Below are 18,233 nucleotides of genomic sequence, written 5' to 3'. Positions count from 1 at the left end.
GATACTGCCCCCAGTATGAAATATTGCTCTAATCCTGACTGCCCCAATCCGGCAAATCCTGATGAAAATAGGTTCTGCCAAAATTGTGGAGCGCGGCTACTGGCTGAAGAAGGAATTGACGGCTTGGGCGTAAATCAGTTGTCCCAGTCCTCAAACTCACTACCCAGTTGGCGATGTGTGAAGACGATTATGGGTCATGAGTCTTGGGTGCGATCGGTGGCGATCGCACCTAATGCCCAGTTCATCGCCAGCGGCAGCGGCGACAAAACAGTGAAGCTCTGGCACTTGGAAAGCGGCAAGCTGCTACATACGTTAAGCGGACATATTGCCTGGTTGCGGGCGGTCGCCATCAGCCCAGACAGCCGCATTGTTGCCAGTGCCAGCAACGACAAGACGATTAAACTCTGGGATGCTGCCAGAGGCGGATTGATCGAAACGCTCACCGGACATTCTGACTGGATTCGGGCGGTGCAGTTTATCAGCGGCAAGGTGCTGGTCAGCGGCGGACATGATCAGACGATTCGGCTCTGGCGAATCGGGGGACAGGCAGACGTGCGATCGCTCGCGGGGCATGAACACTGGGTTACTTCAGTGGCTTACCACGGAGAGCGGCAAGTGTTAGCCAGCGGCAGTCAGGATACGACGGTGAAACTGTGGAGTCTGCCCAAAGGAAACCTGGTTGCAACGCTAACGGGACATGCAGAATCAGTGGAGGCGATCGCCCTCAGCCCTGATGGTCAACTGTTAGCCAGCGGCAGCCAAGATCAGACGGTGAAACTGTGGCAGGTGTCTAACGGCAAACTGATTTATACCCTCAGCGGTCACACTGATGGCGTTGATGCGGTTGCCTTTCAACCTCAGAGCAATGTTCTGGCGAGCAGCAGCAAAGATAAAACTATCCGGTTGTGGGATACAAAATCGGGAGAATTGCTTCATACCCTATCAGGACACAAAGGCTGGGTGTTTTCCCTTGCCTTTAGTGCAGAGGGGCAAACCTTGGTTAGCGGCGGTTGGGATCAGGCAGTCAAGATCTGGCAGTTGTCCTCCTGATTTCATTAGATTGGGGGTAATTCTGATCCAAATTCCGTTCTTCTCCGTTCTTCAATGTCGCAATGTGTAACTTTCTCGAAGCGGGAGTTCCACATCGTGTAGATGATCATGATGCTCGATTAAGCTGGGTTGCATTCGTATGAGCTACTGCCTCAATCCGGTCTGTGAAAAGCCCCAAAACTTGGGGCAGGCACGGTTTTGCCAAAATTGCGGCTTAGGATTGCTGTTGTGCGATCGCTATCGAGCACTGCGACCGATTGGGCGAGGCGGTTTCGGCAGAACGTTTCTAGCAGTCGATGAACACATTCCCTCCAAACCTACCTGCGTCATCAAGCAATTCTTTCCAAAAGACCTGGGAGTGCTGGAGCTAGAAAAGGCGACAGAGCTATTTCACCAGGAAGCCGTGCGAATGGAGCAGCTTGACCAGCATCCGCAAATTCCTAAACTGCTGGCTCACTTTGACCAGTCGCCTTACCAATACTTGATTCAAACCTATGTGGATGGGCCCAACCTGGAGCAAGAGCTAGACCTGTCAGGAGCCTTTAGCGAAGAGCAGATTCGGGGAGTGTTGAATGACCTGTTGCCCGTGCTGCAATTTATTCACGATCGCCATGTCATCCATCGCGACATCAAACCTGCCAACGTCATTCGACGACGAAACGATGAGCAGTTGGTGCTGGTAGACTTTGGCGCAGCAAAGGTGGCAACGGGAACGGCACTCAATCGCACGGGCACGTCGATTGGCAGTGCGGGCTATGCGGCACCCGAACAGATTGTAGGAAGGGCTGTGTTTGCCAGCGACCTCTACAGCCTGGGCGTAACCTGCATTCACCTGCTGACCGACGTGCCGCCCTTTGATCTGTATTCCTTCAGCGATGGAGTCTGGATCTGGCGTGACTATCTACTGAGCCCGGTGAGCGACTCATTAGGCTACGCGTTAGATCGAATGCTCGACCCAGCCATCAGTCGGCGCTATGCTTCAGCGGCGATCGCCCTTCATGCCCTCAGCCCTCAACCGATTTCTCTAGCTCGCTCGACCGTGCCGCTCACCCTCAGCCCGTTTCAGACAACCCCACGCACTGCAACGGCACCTCCAGTACCCACCTGGAAATGCCTGCACACGCTGCACGGACACGTCAACTCGGTTGCAACTGTTGCGGTCAGTCCTGACGGGCAACTGATTGCCACCGGCTCCTTCGACAAAACCCTAAAACTGTGGGACTGGAACGGCGAACTCAGGCAAAACTTAAAGGGACACATTGCCCCTGTTTTGTCGGTCGCCTTTAGCCCCGATGGGGAAACCCTGGTCAGCGGCAGTGTAGACAACACGATCAAGCTGTGGAATCTGGACGGAGAACTGCTGTCTACCCTGACCGAACATGCGGACTCGGTGCTGTCGCTCTCAGTCGCGGTCAGTCCCGATGGGCAAGCACTGGTCAGCGGCAGCGATGACTGCACGGTGAAAATCTGGCAGTTGACCACAGGTAGACTCTTTCGCACGCTGCCCCATCCCAGAGCGGTGACGAGTGTGGCGATCAGTCCCGATGGTCAGATTCTTGCTAGCAGCAGCAACGACAACACGATTCGTCTGTGGAATTTTGGCACGGGAGAACTGCTGCATACGCTGGTCGGGCATACGCGAGACGTGAATTCGATTGCGATCGCCCCCAACGGCAACATCCTGATTAGCGGCGGCTGCGACAACACGGTACGGCTCTGGGAAATGCACACCGGGCAACTGCTCAACACTCTCACCGGACACCTCGACTGGATTCGTGCGGTCGCCATCAGCCCTGACGGAGAGCTAATCGCCAGCGGCGGCGGCGACCACACCGTAAAAATTTGGGAAACGGAAACGGGTCGGCTAAAGCGCACCCTCGTAGGACATACGCGAGATGTGAACGCGATCGCCTTCAGCCCTGACAGCCATCTGTTGATTAGTGGAAGCAGCGATCGCACCCTCAAAATCTGGCAGCGCCAAAAACCGATCGACCAAAAGCCCCCTAATTCTAAAGTTGATGAAGGTTAATTTTTCGTGCGTTTAGCGCACGAAAAATTAGCCCTTTAAAGTAGCCTCTATCGCAACCGAAACAACGTCTTTCGGTCATCCCGCTGCAGCAATTCAATCAGGCAGACTCCGGTCACCGCAGCCATCACAACCCAGGTGACAGTCAGACCCAAAACTTCTCCCAAAAACAGCCCTGTCCTCATTCGCAAGATTGCCCCAACCGTCCAGCCCGCCCCCAGACCGACTGACCAGCCCAGCATACTGGCAACAATCCACCGCCACGCGTTAGGAACCTGCCCTCGCAGCACTAACCACTGCAAGCTCCCAATCACGATTCCGACCTTCATTCCCTCGATCAATCCCCAGACTGCTCTAAGGAAGATATCAACCATGTTTCTGGGCGCAACCCAACCTAAAGCGCCAATTCCCAAAGCACCAATCAGGCTCCAACCCAGCACACAGGCAATGCTCCAGCCCCAAAAATAGGAAATTCGCTGGCGCAATACCAAACACTGCGCGACGCCGACGATCGCCCCACCGACTGCGCCTTCTAAAGCGCCTAGTTCCGGTCGAGTACCAATCTCAATCCAGTGCAAACTAACCATAAAACCAAGCATTGTCACCAGCACCCATTGAAACCAAAAGCCGTAACCCACTTTTTTCAGCTTGGTAGGCATATTTGCTCCAGCACCATGATTAAGCAATATTGTCCTTCGTTTGCTTGGAATTTTTCCTAGTTGAATTAGCTGAATTAGTTGATTCGCGAGTAGACGATTTGCGCGGCGACTTGCGCTTAGCAGGCTGACTCTGAGTTATTGGTTCATCCTGAATAACTGGCTCATCCTTCACCGGGTCAGCAATCCTTGGAACATTTTTGAGAACCTGTTTCGCGTTCTGTTGACGCTTCGTTGATTTAGGAGTGAGCGATTTGCCTGACTGCTTCAATGCTTGAATGAGATGACTCATGCTCAGCGTTGAGTCATCCGAGGCAGCAAAGGTAAGCGCTGCAGCGTAGGCGAGCGCCTCAATCTCCCCACCGGTTAGCTTCAACTGTGCCAGATGTTCCCAGTCGATCTGACGATCCAGGGGAATTTGAGTGGAGAGGAACTGCTGCCAAAGTTTAAGGCGATCGCCCTGACTGGGTAGCGAAAATTTCAGCACCCGATCTAAACGTCGCTGCCAAGACAACCGCACAGATTGCTGGAAAGGTGCTGTCAATAAAGTGATTGCTGGGGTCTGTTGCCGCTGATCCAGGAAACGGTGAATTTCAGCCTGCGGTAAGGATGACGAACGCCCCAGCCAGAGGTGAGCCGAGTGAATCAGCAGCACCTCCGGAGTCTCCGTCTCAATTTCCTCAAATAGTTGGCGGGAGTTAGTTGGATCGATTCGCGACAGGTCTACCTCCCATAGCGGCAAGTCCAAGGAATGGGCGATCGCCTCTGCTGCTGTGGTTTTGCCTGTTCCCGTTGCTCCTACCAACAGTGCCAGAGTGCCAGTGCGATCGCGATCAGCAGGCTTAATCAGGTTTGAATTCCTGGCATACTGCACCTGCTGACCCAGAAGCTGAAGCGTGTTGTGTAGCGGCTCCGGCAAAATCAAGTCTGTCCAAGTCGTGTTGACCTCACGACTGGAGAGTAAGGCAGGCAGAGGAGGGGCAATGAATTGACTGAGCAAGCAATCCAGCGCTTGCGTCGCTGGCTGCTCTGCCAGCAAATAGTCCACCAGCGGATCAGCCAGCTTTACCGGATAGTTGAGTACCGTATCGTTAGGAGCAGCCAGTAGTTTCAGCAAATTGTGCTGCAATAGTGGCGAAGCAGTGGTGAGGTGAATCCGGGCAGCCCGCCATTCCACATCGTTGCGGCAAAGCAGTCGCAGCACCAAGTCAACCGTCGGCAAGTCAGTTTTTGAGGCGGTGTCGTCCCCTTGCAGGTAACGATAAATTTTGGCATAGCGGCGATTGATTTCGGGAGCCAGCCCCAGCAAAACCAGGTTTTTCTCGAACAAGGTGAGATTGAGGCGATCGCGCAACGACGGCAAGCCTAGAAAAATTCCCTGCTCTCGACTAACCTGAATCCGGTGTTCGAGCTGCTGCTGATAGCCCAGGCTAGACGTTTTGCCTGTGGACTGGGCTGGTGGGCGATGTTCGTCATAGGCAATGTTCTCCTTGAAGGACATGATCCCCTTCCACCAGTGGCTTGTTGCCCGATCGGCACGAGACTGAGAAAAGCGATCGACCTCCTTTGTTTCTTGCCGTTGCCGTGCTACCGCTAGCATCAGCACTCGGTCGAGCCACTGGAGTTCGGTCTTAAGGTAAGCCCAATTGTCAACAAATCGTTCTGCCTGTATTGGCATGGAAATACCCGCAGTTCGCTCTTCTATTGTGACCAGTTCCCCGGAAGATGGCGATCACACGTCTAAGATCGAGTCTCTAAAAGGCGTTCGGCATCACTGATCATTGGGAACACGCTCTGCCCTTTATGCAATTCCCTCTTCAGACATCGTGAATAGTTTTGCCCTACGTCTTTGGTACAATGTCAAGCAAGGTAAATATTTCTTAACCTTGAGACAATACAGAACAAACAAGCGCGATCGCCTTCACCTCAACTCGAAGGGATTGAACTAAGCCTTCACTGTTATAGAGGATCTAAATGTATGGAAAACCACTCTTCAGAACCGACCCTTTTCCTGGGAACTCTCAGAAGTGGACTTTGGCTATTTGGCGTTTCATGCTGGCTGTTCGGGGTCGTTGACCGCAGCATCGCCTCTTTTGCAGATGGCTATTTGTCTCCTTTAGATTCGGTACAGCTATTTACTGCCATTGCATTATTCATTAGCTGGCTCTTCCTAAAACCCACCTCGCTCAAGTTTCGCTTTCATAGCAAGTCCCTAGCACCCAACTCATAATCCCTAATCCCTTATCTCTCCCCCAGACCAGGCAGAACGCGATCGCAAAAAAATAGCGTTCCAGCCGTGACACAAAGCGGGATTGCCAGCAGGTTAATGAGGGGAATGCTGACCAGCCCTAAGCAAATTAGCCCAAAGCTGGCACTGGCAGGAAAATTTCGGGCTACAATGCCCAACTTGGTACGAAACCGAAATCGTCGGCGTTCCAAAGCTGGGTCTAAAAAGTCGAGACAGACGATTGTGGCTGCTAAGGCAATGCCGCCAACGGTAGCGATTACAGTTCCCACTCCCGGCGCAAAATTGAGTAGCAGGAGTGGTAGAGCGATCGCTGCTGTCAGAGCTAGTTTTTTGAGTTCAAAGGCGATCGCCCGCCAAATCTCTACAAAAATTCCTCCAACGCCCCCCGGCGGAATTACCGTTTTCCCAGTGCGTAGCTGCTCTAGCTCTTCAGACAATTTGCCGTACCACGGCGACCCCAGCAGCACACCAAACTGAAGCAGCACAAATCCGGTGAGCAAAAACAGCAGAATCGTTAGCAACACCCGTAAAACGACATCCAGGAAAGCGGCCCACGCAGGTAAATTCTGAATTGCAGCATCAATTCCCTGGAAGCCAGCAAACAGCAGCCCGGCGTAAATAGTGCCTCCTACAATCAGGTTTACCAGAATTGGCACCAACACATAGCCCCGCAGCTTTGGCGTTTTTCCCAGGAGTGAGAGGGCGCGAAAAGGATAAGTTGCGCCTGCAAATAGTCCACCTGGAGCTTGGATAATTGGCAGCTCTGATCCTGGCTTAGATTTTTCCGTCATTGTGTCATGGGTCGTGTGATACGAAATTCGTTTTGTAAAGAAGCACTATTGGGTGTACGGGCGAAGCATTCGGCAAAAGAATTGTGCTTCAGTGGTAGATTGTGACCGAATGCTTCGCCCCTGCCAATACCGCTATACAAACGGATTGGGTATGAAAGGGGAATTGCGATCGCCATTTACCTTCAACTTCGATCAAACAACCTACTAGACAACGTTTCTGTCGGCAAGGATATTTGAAAAGTCTAACTGTAACCCAAGAACGGGCAAGGGCGTAGTATTCGGCAAGGATGCTTGCTTGATTGCAGGGTATATCTGCCGAATGCCACACCCTTACAGAGAACAATCGCTACTTTTCAAACCAATTATTCGTTGGCTAGAGAAATGAGGCAACAGTCAATTCCGGATGAGAATTTGAGCCGTTGTATAAGGGAGCGGAAGCTTATATAGGTAACTTCTTTTATGCGCGTTCTCACCTTCGCTATGCTGTCTGGGCTAATGCTCATGGGGCTAACGGTCAATCAGGGGGTTATCTCGCGCTCAGCTGAGCTAAGTCCTGCTAGCTCAGAGAACTATGTTTTAGGGCAGGGCACACATCGCCGGGAAAGAACCTATCGAGGGAGCGGTCGCCGGGAGATTTTGGCATTTCCTACCACTTTGCATTCGGTAGAACAGGGATAAAATTCTACTTCTGTGCATTCACTCGTAAATTGACTATAGAACAAGGGGCTTAAGCCCCTTGTTTAGTTAAGCCCGTGTTACGGAACTGCATCTAGCAACTGTTACATCTATCGATGCCTAAGTGAAAATCGCCTCACTTCATTAGCAGTTTCCTTGCGTAAATTCATTAGCTCAAGTCCAAATAGCTCTTGCCTCACCACATTAATGGGCATTAGCGTCCCTCCTTTTGCACCGATAGCGGGATATTCATCATTTGGGCGCTCTTCTAAGACAATCCAGTTTCCTTTTACTCTGTGCCGGATAACCTCTCCCACATAGCCAACCAGATTGTCATACAGTTCAACTTGAACCTTTTCAAGTCCATATTCTTCCGCTTTCCTGGATAAGATATCCAAGCTTTTGTATGAGAAATCTAGCTGATCGTGTGAAATGCTCCAACATCTTGCTAGCTTATCAATCAGCTCGGAGAGCTGGTTGATAAGCTGTGCTTTGTGTTTTGAGTAATATCTCCAATGATCTACAGAACTTTGGCGACCGTTAATTGCGTCTTCTTCAACTTTCTGTTTAAGTCGAATCAGTCGTAAAAGATAGTCTTTGGAGTAAATGTCCCCTCTACCGGGAATTGAAACTTCTTTAGGATCAAAGACGAATAGAAACCTATCATTTGACAGCTCATAGACTAGAGGTTGATCCTTGTATCCACTGCTGTATGTTGTCTCAAGGGATTTTGTAAACTCTTCATGCAGTTTTCCTTCAGATTCTATTAGTTCTTGAACCTGCTTTTTGGTGAGTCGTTTTGCATTGAGAGTTTGTTTCTTTCCCATTTGTAGAGCAAATTTTGGGTGTCTCTAAACTGAAGATCCTTCATTTTGCATCCATCCAGTTTTTCCCGGCCCGGATTTCAACCAGGAGTGGCACGGTTAGCTCGACCGCTGACTCCATGACAGATTTCACTTTGGGCTGGAGTTCTTCCCATTCGTCAGGCGGCACTTCAAACACCAGTTCATCATGCACTTGCAGCAACAGCTTTGACTGGTAGCCTTTGAGCAATTCGTGCAGTTTCACCATTGCAATTTTGATGATGTCGGCGCTGGAGCCTTGAATTGGGGCGTTTGCTGCCGCTCGCAGCAGTCCAGCATCATATTGTCCTGGTGATTTAATTTTGCTCAGGTCGATTTCGTCAGGATCTTTATCACGCAAGCGAATGAGTTTATCGGTGGTGAAGTTGAAGTAGCGGCGACGACCTTTGATGGTGGTGACATAGCCGTTGGCGATCGCCTCTCGCTGCATTCTCAGCAAATACTCAAACACGAGGGGATAGCGTTCGTTGAAGCGATCGATAAAGCCCTGTGCCTCAATTCGGCTGACTCCTGCCTCTCGCGCAAACCGGGAAGCACCCATGCCATAAATCACGCCAAAGTTAATCACCTTCGCCATGCGGCGTTCTTCTGAGGTAATCGTCTCTTTCTCAAACAGAAGTCTGGCGGTCAGCGTGTGAATGTCCTGGTTGTTCCGGTAGGTTTCTACCAACACAGGCTCCTGGCTGAGATGCGCCAAGATTCTCAGCTCAATCTGAGAATAGTCTGCCGCTACCAACAACCAACCGGGTTCTGGCACAAACCCTGCCCGAATTTGCCGACTAAACGCTGTGCGAATTGGGATATTCTGCAAGTTTGGATTAGAGGAAGATAGCCGCCCCGTTGAGGTAATTGCCTGGTTGAAGTCGGTGTGAATCCGCTGCGTCTCTGGATCTGCCAATAAGGGCAAGGCATCTACATAGGTAGACTTCAGTTTGATCAGGGTACGATGCTCCAGAATTGCATCCACAACGGGATGATCACCCTGGAGTTTCTCCAGAGTAGCCGCATCAGTGGAGTAACCTGTTTTGATCTTGCGCGACTTGCGGCGATCGAGCTTCAGCTTCTCAAACAGCAGGTCGCTCAACTGTTTAGGCGATCCCAGGTTAAATTTTTCACCTGCTGACTCATACGCCTGATGCTCAATTGAGTCCAGGTCTTTCTCCAGCCGCTTAGAGAATTCTGCCAGATAGTCCTTGTCGATGCGAACGCCGCAGTATTCCATCTCTGCCAGAACGGGTTCTAGCGGCACTTCGACTTCTCGAAACAAGCGATACAGATCTGGCAGTGGCTCCAGTTCTGCCCGCAGTTTGGGCATCAGGTGAAACGTGGTGTAGACATCCATGCCGCAGTAAATAGCGACAGGGGGAATGTCCATATCCACCATCGTTTTGCCCTTGGGCACCAGGTCGGTGTAGCTCTGAGTGGCAAGGTTGAGGTAGCGCAGGGCTAAATCGGTCAGGTTGTGGCTGGTGTCGGGATTTAGCACGTAGCTAGCTAGCATCGTGTCAAACTCAACGCCTGCTAAATGAATTCCCTGATTTCGCAGCACCAGGCGATCGAATTTGGCGTTTTGCAGCACCTTAGGGTAGTCGGCACTCTCCAAAATCGGACGCAGCGCTTCCAACGCGGTGGCTTTATCCAAGTTTTTGCCTGACTTGTGCCCGACCGGAATGTAAGCCATGTCTGACAAACCTTCACCCCAACAGCAGCCAATGCCGACCAGATTGGCAATTCTGGCATCCACCGCATCGGTTTCGGTGTCCCAAGAGACGGGAGCAGTGGAATCTTTGCAGGTTTTGAGCCGTTTGACTAGCGCATCCAGTTTCTCGGGCGTGTCGATGATTTGGGGTTGAATGTCTACTGCTGCAACCTGCTGGCTGGCTTCGGTATCTTCTGGGCTGAAGAACCAGAGGTCTTCACTGTTGGTGTTGAAGTTGAGCGGGTTAGTTGAGGGCGGTTCGTCCGTAGCATTGTCTGTATCGTCGGTTGCTTCGTCGATCGCCTCGCCTCCAAACGTCTTCTGTATTTTGGGAATCTGCCGAATAAACTGGCGGAATTCTAGCTTTTCTAGGAGGGGGAGGAGGCGATCGCCATCAAACCCTTTCAGCTTGCAGTCTTCAATGTCTACTTCCAAAGGCACGTCGAGGTGAATTTGCGCCATGTACTGCGAATGTAGCGCCGACTCTCTGCCCTCTTCTAGCTTCTTTTTGACTGCGCCTTTGATCTGGTCGAGAGACGCGTAGATTTGCTCTAGAGAGCCATATTCGTTCAGCAGTTGAACCGCAGTCTTTGCGCCAATTCCCTTCACCCCCGGAATGTTGTCAGACGAGTCGCCACATAGCGCTTTGTAATCAACGACCTGACTGGGCAAAATTCCTAGCTTTTCCTTCACTTGCTCCGCGCCGAATTCGTTTGCGCCCGTGTTAGCACGAGCAGCAAAGGCATTGCTCAGGTACAGCACCGTCGTCTTTTGGTCGGGATCAATGAGTTGAAACAAGTCTTGATCGCCGCTGAGAATTTTTACCCGATAGTTTGCTGCATTGGCACGACGAGCTAGCGTTCCTAAAATGTCGTCTGCTTCATAGCCCGCAATGGCTAGCACCGGCAGATTGAAGGCATCGAGCAATTCCTGGAGGTTTTCCAGGTCAGGCATGAAGTCTTCGGGGGCATCGGGGCGACCCGCCTTGTAGGTTTCGTCTGTCTGGTGGCGGAAGGTGGCTTCTCCCCGGTCAAAGGCGATCGCCACGTACTGCGGCTTCTGGCTTTCCATCATGTCAAGCATGGATTTGAGGAAGCCGTAACAGACGCTTGTGGGAATGCCCGTTGAGGTACGCAGTCCGCCATCTCGCCCTCTGGCATGGGCGAAATAAGAGCGAAAGGCAAGGGAGTGCCCATCGATCAGGACAAACAAGGGGGAGGAGGAAGATTGCTGCATAGCCTTGATTTTAACGCCCCATTCGCTCAGGTAGAACGCCTGCTGTAGGGGCGAACGGCCGTTCGCCCCTACAGGGAATGTCGCCTGGTTTAGTTCAAGTCGGGATCGCTGCGTCGGCTGCTGATATTTCTGAATCGAAGGGATTCTGCGCCAGAGTCGGGTTTGGAGCGATCGCCCTCAATATAAATCACCACTTTCACTGCTCCGTAGCGCTCCCGAATCGCTGCCTCTACCCGTTCAGCGATTGAGCGAGCGACAGACATAAACTCTGGGTGTAGCGCCAGGGACATTTCAACTAACACCTGACGACCCACCAGCCCTTTCGAGCGAATTTTTTCGCAGTGGGTAACGCCTTCGACCTGCCGAGCAATTTGTGACAAAACTTCGGGGGCGATCGCCACCTGCCGCACCAACCAGGGCAACTGCCAGTTGAGCATTCGCCAATAGCTGCGGATGCTCATGAGCACAAGGGCGATCGCCAGCAGCGGGTCAAGCCAGACATAGCCGCGCCAAACGCCAACCAGTCCGACACAAACCAAAACCGTCAACCAGGCATCTTTTAGCACATGATTAGCATTGATTTGTAGCGCCTGATTTTCTAATAGCCGAGCTTCGTAGCGCTGAAACCACACCATACACAGGTTGATGGCCACCACCACGACCAAAAGCTGAATCAGCGGCATGCTGATCTCTACCGGAAACTGCGATTCTAATCCTTGAGTGACCACGTCAAGCTGCTGCACCGACAGAACCAGCAAGCTAAACCCAGAAAATCCTAAAAACGACGCAAGCAGCAGCACCCCCGCTGTTTCTCGCCTATCGTGAGTCCAAATTTCTCGCCCTGACGTGCGATAGGAGGAGGCGATCGCGGACAGACTCAGCACAATACTAAAGCTATCGATCAACGTATGCAGCGATTCTGCAAGCAGACTGAGCGATCGCGTCGCCCAGCCAGCCCAAAGTTTCACTGCCAAAACTAGCAGTGTCAGCCACAGTGTCGCGAACAATACCTGATAGCTCGCCCTGCGTCGATTTCGTGCCTCACTCATAGCCCAAAGGCTAGCACGGAAGGGGTTCCCTGAATTAGGGGTCAAACCCCCCAGATAAAAAGGGAATTCTTTATGCCTCTAACCTTTAAAGTGAGAATTGCTGAGTTGAACCAAACCATGATGCAGCAAGATAGGTTGGCGATCGCTTCTGAAAGCGCTTCTAGCAGTGAGATTGGTCAGATTCAGCTTTTGGTCTTAGACGTCGACGGTACGATTGCTGGGGAATCTAATCAAATTCGCCCAGCGGTAAAACAGGCAATTCGCGCAGCTCAGGCGAAAGGGGTGCAGGTGGCGATCGCCACTGGCAGAATGTATCAGTCTGCTTTGCGGTTTTACGAAGAAGTTGGCTCTAGTCTGCCGCTACTAGCTTATCAGGGCGCATTCATCAAAAGCCCAGTCGATCAGAAGGTATATCGCCACTACCCGGTGTCGCGACAGACGGCTCACCAAATGCTCGACTACTTTGAGCAAACCGAGTTAAAGCGGTTTCTCTCGATTCACTTTTACATCGACGATCAGCTTTATGTAAGAGAAATCACTTCAGAAACTGAGGCGTATGCAGAGCGGTCGGGCGTAGTACCGATTCCAGTTGGCGATCTGCGGCAGGTGCTAGACCGCGAACCGACTAAGATTTTGGCGCTGAGCGACGACATTGAACTGATCGACCAATTGCTCACTTCCTTACGTCAGCGCTATACCCCTGCCGAGCTTTACTTCACGAAATCGGTTGCCACCTTTTTTGAAGTGGCAAACCCGCTGGTCAATAAAGGGGTCGCCGTGCGCTATCTGGCAGAAGAAATGCTGGGACTGCAACCTGAAAACGTGATGACGGTTGGCGATAATTTCAACGATGTTGAGATGCTGGACTATGCCGGAATCGGTGTGGCAATGGGCAATGCCCCCGCTGAGGTGCAGACCTACGGCAACTGGGTTGCGCCGAGCGTTGAAGCAGACGGGGCGGCAGTGGCAATCGAGAAGTTTATTCTTTAGTTCGACTTGATCCAATTTGATTACGTCGAGAATTGCTTGCTGACTAATCGCTGATGAGACATTTGGGCAATGTCGATTGCGGGTGTGCATGACCACATGTCCTCTAGAGAAAGAGCTGAGGCTTGAGTGGCGATCGCCTCTATCTCCAATGCCATCTTATAAAGAATGGACTGTGCGCCCAAGTGCCCTAAAACGCCCAGGCGGATTGCTGCACCGACTAAACCAGTCACGAAACTGTGGAGAAATGCAAAACTGGTGTCTCTCTCACTTAAGTGGACAGCACGACCCACCATTGCAAACACAATTGGATGTAAACCGGGAGTGTTGTGAGTATCAATATCTTCCTGGAATGCTACCAGTTGGGCATCGTTCCAGGTTGATTGCGCCACTAACAACAATGCTTGTCCACTCCGGCATTGAGCTTCACGGGTTGCCTGAATTAAAGTCTGAGCATATAACTGTTGGTCGGCTCGTCGAATTTCGCTGAGATCATTGGCGCTACTGGCACGATAGGCATGAATCAAAGCAATTAAATCTGAGCGACCTACTTTGTTATGCAACAGCAACTGAAGAAATGCTTCTACATCTTGAGCAGAGCGAATTCGGTTAGTTTGCACCATCGCTTCTAAACCGTGGGAAAGCGTAAAAGAGCCTGATGGGAAAAAGGAATCAGACAATTGCATCAGGGCTAGACGGGAATCAACCATAACTATTAGTGATGCGTATGTGGCGAGAATTGCAGCAGGGCATCGGGCGATCGCACCTCATAGTCAATACATAAACCTGGAATATTGACATTTTTCACTGTCGCTTCCATTACGGCTGGATCAGCCACCATTTCTAGATAAATGCGATCGCCCTGCACCAAAATTGGCCAATGGTGATTGCCAAGAACATGACCCAAATAAATTAGGTCAATGGCATGACCCATTACATCACCGTTAAAGCCCAGTACCATGACCGTTTGGGTATGGAGGTGAATTAACAACAGTTGTCCGAGATTGGTGATAAACACATCTCCTGTACTGAGGAACTGTTCGCGACTTTTGATAATGCCAAGCTCAACACCCGTTGTCGAGTGGGCATGAATCCGACCTTTGGCCCGATCGTCGGTCTGCAAATAGACTTCTAATAAAGCTTCTGCTTGTCGAGCCTGCGCTACTTGCTGCTGTAAAGCTGAGTTCGTTGCTTGATTACCCAAATAGGTTTCTGCCAGGATTGTCATTTTGGAATCTCTGGTAAAGCAGGTTGACTACTCAAATGCCGAATCTGGGTTAGAGCATGGCTGATGTAAGCTTTCAAGACTGGCACGTTAGATGCCATTGCTCTGACCAGTAAGCCGTTACAGTTTGGCAAAGCAGAACTGGCAGCAGTGAACGCCTGTTTTTGGGCAAACTGCTCTAAATCCAGAGCCAGAGATTGCAAATCAACTCCGGGCATAACCAGAATCAAATTAGCGAGAATGGGTTGAGGCGCAAAGATAGAACCGTAGGCTCCACATCTATCCTGTCCCTTTAACTGCATAGCATCGGTGAAGACCAACGCTCCAGCAGGAGTATAGACCTGCAACCGATTAAAATAACGCTGAAACTGGAAACATTCTCCTCGCGCTAACCGACCGGGAACTATGATTTCGCTCAGAAACAGACTTCCGGTGGGTGCCAGCGTCACCCGCATCGTTTGCTCCAAACTGGCATCACGATACAAAATGATTGGCTCTGGGAGAAACTCTAAACTGGCATCAGTACCAACCTCGACGTCATAGTGCAGGCGGGCAAACTGGGCGACCGGCATCTGATGCACCTTGGTAGCCGACTGGTCGGTGAGATACAGACTGGTGCGATCGCCTAACCGAACGCTAATTTGAAACTGATCACCCGCTAACAATCCAGGTGACGAATTCATGATGTAAAGATAGGCACGATGAGTATCTGTAGGATCAAGCCGCAACGAACGGGAGAGCCTGAACGGATAGGTAGCATACTGCCGATACACAAAAGATTGATTGAATTGATCCAATCCAATCTGCAAACTAAGATGTTTCTGCGATGACTGATCGGGTGCAGCGATTGCCGGATTAACACTTGCCGGATTAACACTTGCCGGGTCAATAAGTTGAGCAACCATACTTGTTTTTTTAATTCTTAATACCTGTTTAATCCCTGTTTCCGTCGAGTGACTAAGCCATTACTCGGACGGGTTGAAACAGCAATTGGTTAAAGATAAACTGCACCACCTGGTCCAATCCTTCACCTGTTTTACAGTTGGTATAGGCGATCGGCTTGCCGCGTCGTCGTTCTGAGGCTTCACGCTGAATTAAAGCCAAGTCAGCACCCACATAAGGGGCAATGTCAATCTTGTTGATCACCACTAAGTCTGCCTGCATAAACCCTGGTCCATTCTTGCGGGGAATGTCATCACCTGCCCCTACATCCAGCACAAAAATGTAGGCATCAATTAAGTCGTAGCTAAAGGTTGATGCCAGATTATCCCCTCCACTTTCGACAAAAACGAGATCGAGTTCTGGGAACGATCGCTCCAGGTTGCGAATAGCCAGCAGATTCATCGTCGGATCTTCGCGAATGGCGGTATGGGGGCAACTACCCGTTTCCACACCAATAATGCGATCGCTGGGTAAAAAGCCTTTACGTTTAAGGCGATCGGCATCTTCTTGAGTCAGCAAATCATTGGTGACGACTGCCACTTCAATTCCCTGCTGCATTAGCAAAGGCACTAGCCGTTCCAGTAAAGCTGTTTTACCACTGCCAACCGGGCCACCCACTCCTAAACGAGCTACTGATTTTTGCATCACTTTCTCCTTCAAGCTGGGTTTATCGGAAAATGTAGAGCCGACCGAGGGGTACCCGTGAGACAGGTTCACAAGTGGCAATTTCACCATTCACCCGCACCTGAAATGTGTCTGGATCAACCTCTATGTCGGGGCAGGCATTGTTGTGCAACATATCCGCTTTACTCAGCGATCGCGTCCCTTTTACAGGTAATAGCTGTTTGCGGAGCTTCAGCTTGTCTGGCAAGCCCCGATCCAATGCAGTTTGGGTAACAAAGCAAAAAGAAGTGGATTGCTTAGCACTGCCAAAACTGCCCCACTGCGGACGGTAGAGAATCGGTTCGCAGGTCATTAGCGAAGCATTAGACTCGCCCATTGGCGACCAGGCAATAAACCCACCTTTGATAATGAGTTCGGGTTTGATGCCGAAAAAGCCCGGTTGCCACAGCACAATGTCAGCGATTTTACCCGGTTCGATTGAACCCACATGGGCATCAATCCCACAGGTTTTGGCTGGATTAATCGTGTACTTTGCCAGGTATCGCAAAATTCGTTGATTGTCGTTGCGATCGCTATCTTCGGGTAGTGCGCCTCGCTGGTCCTTCATCTTTGATGCCAACTGCCACGTACGACAGATCACTTCCCCAATCCGTCCCATACCCTGACTGTCAGACCCCATCATGCTAATCGCGCCCATATCATGCAAGATGTCTTCAGCGGCGATCGTTTCAGCCCGAATCCGCGATTCGGCAAAGGCGACATCTTCTGGCACCTTTGGATTGAGGTGATGGCAGACCATAACCATATCCAGGTGTTCATCAAATGTGTTGACCGTGTAAGGATTAGTTGGATTGGTTGAAGACGGCAGACAGTGCGAGTAGCCAGCCACCTTGATGATGTCGGGAGCATGTCCACCCCCTGCACCTTCGGTGTGGTACATGTGAATGGTGCGTCCCCGAATCGCCGCCATTGTGTCTTCCACATAGCCCGACTCATTTAACGTATCGGTGTGGATTTGCACCTGAAAGTCGTACTCATCGGCAACCGAAAGACAGGTATCAATTACAGCAGGCATCGCCCCCCAGTCTTCATGGATTTTGAGCCCGATCGCGCCCCCTTCAACCTGTTCAATTAAGCTGGCAGGAAGGCTAGAACTGCCTTTACCTAAGAAACCAAAGTTCATAGCAAAGCCTTCGAGGCTTGCAGCATCAAGCCCATATTGTAGGCTCCCCCCGAACAGATACCCACCGTCACCGGCCCCAGTCCCCCACCGATCATCGTCGTGAGTCCGCTAGAAAGGGCTTCGGCACAGAGTCCAGCACTGTCAAAGTGAACGTGACAGTCAATGCCGCCTGGTGTGGCAATCAAACCTTCTGCCGATCGCACATCCGTATTGGCACTAATCACCAGATTGGGCTGCACGCCCTCCATCACGCCAGGGTTGCCCGCTTTACCAATGCCGACAACTCGCCCATCTTTGATGCCGATGTCTGTCTTGACAATGCCTTGCACCGGGTCCATCAGCACCACATTCGTGATTACCAGATCTAGTGCGCCTTCAGCGGCTGTAATGCCCGGGGCTAACCCCAAGCCATCGCGCAGAGTTTTACCTCCGCCAAACACACATTCGTCGCCGTAAACCGTAGTGTCTCGCTCGACTTCAGCGATCAAAGACGTATCTCCTAACCGAATGCGATCGCCCACCGTAGGGCCAAATAATTCGGCGTAACGCTCCCGGCTAATTTCCATGCTCTTCCTCTGATGACACCGTGCTGTAACCCAGCGATCGCACTCGCTCTAGCGCGGTTTCTTTGGCATGGGGCACCTCCAACGCCTGATTCACCAGGTTATTGAGTCCATGCACATAGCGCGTTCCCCCGATCGCAACTAGAGCTACCGCTTTGGTATCGCCCGGTTCAAACCGAATTGCCGTACCCGCTGGAATGTCTAGCCGAAACCCATAAGCTTCAGCCCGATCAAATTGCAAGGCGCGATTCACTTCAAAAAAGTGGTAGTGAGAGCCGACCTGGATGGGGCGATCGCCCAGATTTGCTACCGTCAGCGTTATGGTGTCCCGTCCAGCGTTGATTTGTAGAGTTCCAGGAACACACAGCACCTCACCTGGAAAAGGATTTGAAGCATTTGCTGTCACATCTGCCATA

Annotated in this window: 16 protein-coding genes and 1 pseudogene; 5 read left to right on the top strand and 12 right to left on the bottom strand. The window is 51.3% G+C overall.

Annotation, left to right across the window (positions count from 1 at the left end; translation table 11 throughout):
* Positions 1-15 precede the first annotated feature (15 nt).
* Both H6F93_RS23200 and H6F93_RS23195 read left to right on the top strand, forming a co-directional pair.
* A complete protein-coding gene (locus H6F93_RS23200) occupies positions 16-1,050 on the top strand; it encodes a WD40 repeat domain-containing protein (protein ID WP_190685970.1) in 1,035 nt (344 codons plus the stop codon).
* Positions 1,051-1,189: 139 nt separating this feature from the next.
* Positions 1,190-3,079, top strand: a complete 1,890-nt coding sequence (locus H6F93_RS23195) for a WD40 repeat domain-containing serine/threonine-protein kinase (protein WP_190685966.1) — start codon at positions 1,190-1,192, stop codon at positions 3,077-3,079.
* Positions 3,080-3,126: 47 nt separating this feature from the next.
* On the opposite strand, the gene H6F93_RS23190 is transcribed toward H6F93_RS23195, so the two are convergent.
* Both H6F93_RS23190 and H6F93_RS23185 read right to left on the bottom strand, forming a co-directional pair.
* Positions 3,127-3,735, bottom strand: coding sequence for a hypothetical protein (locus H6F93_RS23190; protein ID WP_190643888.1), 609 nt, complete (start codon positions 3,733-3,735; stop codon positions 3,127-3,129).
* 19 nt (positions 3,736-3,754) lie between these two features.
* On the bottom strand, positions 3,755-5,410 hold the full coding sequence (locus H6F93_RS23185; protein WP_190685963.1) for an AAA family ATPase: 1,656 nt from the start codon (positions 5,408-5,410) through the stop codon (positions 3,755-3,757).
* 300 nt (positions 5,411-5,710) lie between these two features.
* Here H6F93_RS23185 and H6F93_RS23180 point away from each other — a divergent pair, with 300 nt between their 5' ends.
* Positions 5,711-5,962, top strand: coding sequence for a hypothetical protein (locus tag H6F93_RS23180; protein WP_190643890.1), 252 nt, complete (start codon positions 5,711-5,713; stop codon positions 5,960-5,962).
* A gap of 11 nt (positions 5,963-5,973) precedes the next feature.
* Here the strand turns inward: H6F93_RS23180 and H6F93_RS23175 are convergent, their stop codons facing one another.
* Positions 5,974-6,771: an EI24 domain-containing protein gene (locus H6F93_RS23175; RefSeq protein WP_190685959.1), complete on the bottom strand. Its 798-nt coding sequence runs from the start codon at positions 6,769-6,771 to the stop codon at positions 5,974-5,976.
* Between the two features lie 459 nt (positions 6,772-7,230).
* On the opposite strand from H6F93_RS23175, the gene H6F93_RS23170 reads away from it, so the two are divergent.
* Positions 7,231-7,449, top strand: a complete 219-nt coding sequence (locus tag H6F93_RS23170; RefSeq protein ID WP_190685954.1) for a hypothetical protein — start codon at positions 7,231-7,233, stop codon at positions 7,447-7,449.
* Positions 7,450-7,556: 107 nt separating this feature from the next.
* Here H6F93_RS23170 and H6F93_RS23165 read toward each other — a convergent pair whose 3' ends face one another.
* The 3 genes from H6F93_RS23165 to H6F93_RS23155 all read right to left on the bottom strand — a co-directional run bounded on the left by H6F93_RS23165 (position 7,557) and on the right by H6F93_RS23155 (position 12,293).
* Positions 7,557-8,273, bottom strand: a complete 717-nt coding sequence (locus H6F93_RS23165) for a hypothetical protein (RefSeq protein ID WP_190685950.1) — start codon at positions 8,271-8,273, stop codon at positions 7,557-7,559.
* 40 nt (positions 8,274-8,313) lie between these two features.
* Positions 8,314-11,244: a DNA polymerase I gene (gene polA / locus H6F93_RS23160; RefSeq protein WP_190685946.1), complete on the bottom strand. Its 2,931-nt coding sequence runs from the start codon at positions 11,242-11,244 to the stop codon at positions 8,314-8,316.
* Positions 11,245-11,333: 89 nt separating this feature from the next.
* Positions 11,334-12,293: a cation diffusion facilitator family transporter gene (locus tag H6F93_RS23155; protein WP_190643894.1), complete on the bottom strand. Its 960-nt coding sequence runs from the start codon at positions 12,291-12,293 to the stop codon at positions 11,334-11,336.
* Positions 12,294-12,365: 72 nt separating this feature from the next.
* On the opposite strand from H6F93_RS23155, the gene H6F93_RS23150 reads away from it, so the two are divergent.
* Positions 12,366-13,283 carry a Cof-type HAD-IIB family hydrolase gene (locus H6F93_RS23150; RefSeq protein WP_524538000.1) on the top strand — a complete coding sequence of 306 codons (918 nt, stop codon included), beginning with the start codon at positions 12,366-12,368 and terminating at the stop codon, positions 13,281-13,283.
* A gap of 20 nt (positions 13,284-13,303) precedes the next feature.
* Here H6F93_RS23150 and H6F93_RS23145 read toward each other — a convergent pair whose 3' ends face one another.
* The 6 genes and pseudogenes from H6F93_RS23145 to H6F93_RS23120 form a co-directional block, all read right to left on the bottom strand.
* Positions 13,304-13,990, bottom strand: a complete 687-nt coding sequence (locus H6F93_RS23145; protein ID WP_190685943.1) for an urease accessory protein UreF — start codon at positions 13,988-13,990, stop codon at positions 13,304-13,306.
* Positions 13,991-13,995: 5 nt separating this feature from the next.
* Positions 13,996-14,508, bottom strand: coding sequence for an urease accessory protein UreE (locus tag H6F93_RS23140; RefSeq protein WP_190685940.1), 513 nt, complete (start codon positions 14,506-14,508; stop codon positions 13,996-13,998).
* Positions 14,505-15,410, bottom strand: a complete 906-nt coding sequence (locus H6F93_RS23135) for an urease accessory protein UreD (protein WP_190643897.1) — start codon at positions 15,408-15,410, stop codon at positions 14,505-14,507. The genes H6F93_RS23140 and H6F93_RS23135 overlap by 4 nt, the downstream gene beginning before the upstream one ends.
* A gap of 52 nt (positions 15,411-15,462) precedes the next feature.
* Positions 15,463-16,092 (bottom strand): urease accessory protein UreG, encoded by a 630-nt coding sequence (gene ureG / locus H6F93_RS23130; protein WP_190643898.1) that lies wholly within the window; start codon positions 16,090-16,092, stop codon positions 15,463-15,465.
* Between the two features lie 22 nt (positions 16,093-16,114).
* Positions 16,115-17,820: pseudogene (gene ureC, locus H6F93_RS23125) on the bottom strand (urease subunit alpha).
* Entirely contained in the window at positions 17,810-18,232 is a 423-nt protein-coding gene (locus tag H6F93_RS23120) for an urease subunit beta (RefSeq protein ID WP_190685937.1), read from the bottom strand. Before H6F93_RS23120 ends, ureC begins: the two are co-directional and overlap by 11 nt.
* Position 18,233: the final 1 nt, after the last annotated feature.

The organism is Leptolyngbya sp. FACHB-671 (assembly GCF_014695745.1).
Lineage (GTDB): Bacteria > Cyanobacteriota > Cyanobacteriia > Elainellales > Elainellaceae > JAAUTN01.
The sequence above is the reverse complement of the archived record's forward strand: the minus strand, read 5'-3'. Positions and strand labels throughout refer to the sequence as shown.

Excerpts from the sequence above, each read along its gene's own strand:
- H6F93_RS23200 (WP_190685970.1), top strand. The coding sequence starts at position 16 with ATGAAATATTGCTCTAATCCTGACTGCCCCAATCCGGCAAATCCTGAT.
- H6F93_RS23195 (WP_190685966.1), top strand. The coding sequence starts at position 1,190 with ATGAGCTACTGCCTCAATCCGGTCTGTGAAAAGCCCCAAAACTTGGGG.
- H6F93_RS23190 (WP_190643888.1), bottom strand. The coding sequence starts at position 3,735 with ATGCCTACCAAGCTGAAAAAAGTGGGTTACGGCTTTTGGTTTCAATGG.
- H6F93_RS23185 (WP_190685963.1), bottom strand. The coding sequence starts at position 5,410 with ATGCCAATACAGGCAGAACGATTTGTTGACAATTGGGCTTACCTTAAG.
- H6F93_RS23180 (WP_190643890.1), top strand. The coding sequence starts at position 5,711 with ATGGAAAACCACTCTTCAGAACCGACCCTTTTCCTGGGAACTCTCAGA.
- H6F93_RS23175 (WP_190685959.1), bottom strand. The coding sequence starts at position 6,771 with ATGACGGAAAAATCTAAGCCAGGATCAGAGCTGCCAATTATCCAAGCT.
- H6F93_RS23170 (WP_190685954.1), top strand. The coding sequence starts at position 7,231 with ATGCGCGTTCTCACCTTCGCTATGCTGTCTGGGCTAATGCTCATGGGG.
- H6F93_RS23165 (WP_190685950.1), bottom strand. The coding sequence starts at position 8,273 with ATGGGAAAGAAACAAACTCTCAATGCAAAACGACTCACCAAAAAGCAG.
- polA (WP_190685946.1), bottom strand. The coding sequence starts at position 11,244 with ATGCAGCAATCTTCCTCCTCCCCCTTGTTTGTCCTGATCGATGGGCAC.
- H6F93_RS23155 (WP_190643894.1), bottom strand. The coding sequence starts at position 12,293 with ATGAGTGAGGCACGAAATCGACGCAGGGCGAGCTATCAGGTATTGTTC.
- H6F93_RS23150 (WP_524538000.1), top strand. The coding sequence starts at position 12,366 with ATGCCTCTAACCTTTAAAGTGAGAATTGCTGAGTTGAACCAAACCATG.
- H6F93_RS23145 (WP_190685943.1), bottom strand. The coding sequence starts at position 13,990 with ATGGTTGATTCCCGTCTAGCCCTGATGCAATTGTCTGATTCCTTTTTC.
- H6F93_RS23140 (WP_190685940.1), bottom strand. The coding sequence starts at position 14,508 with ATGACAATCCTGGCAGAAACCTATTTGGGTAATCAAGCAACGAACTCA.
- H6F93_RS23135 (WP_190643897.1), bottom strand. The coding sequence starts at position 15,410 with ATGGTTGCTCAACTTATTGACCCGGCAAGTGTTAATCCGGCAAGTGTT.
- ureG (WP_190643898.1), bottom strand. The coding sequence starts at position 16,092 with ATGCAAAAATCAGTAGCTCGTTTAGGAGTGGGTGGCCCGGTTGGCAGT.
- H6F93_RS23120 (WP_190685937.1), bottom strand. The coding sequence starts at position 18,232 with ATGGCAGATGTGACAGCAAATGCTTCAAATCCTTTTCCAGGTGAGGTG.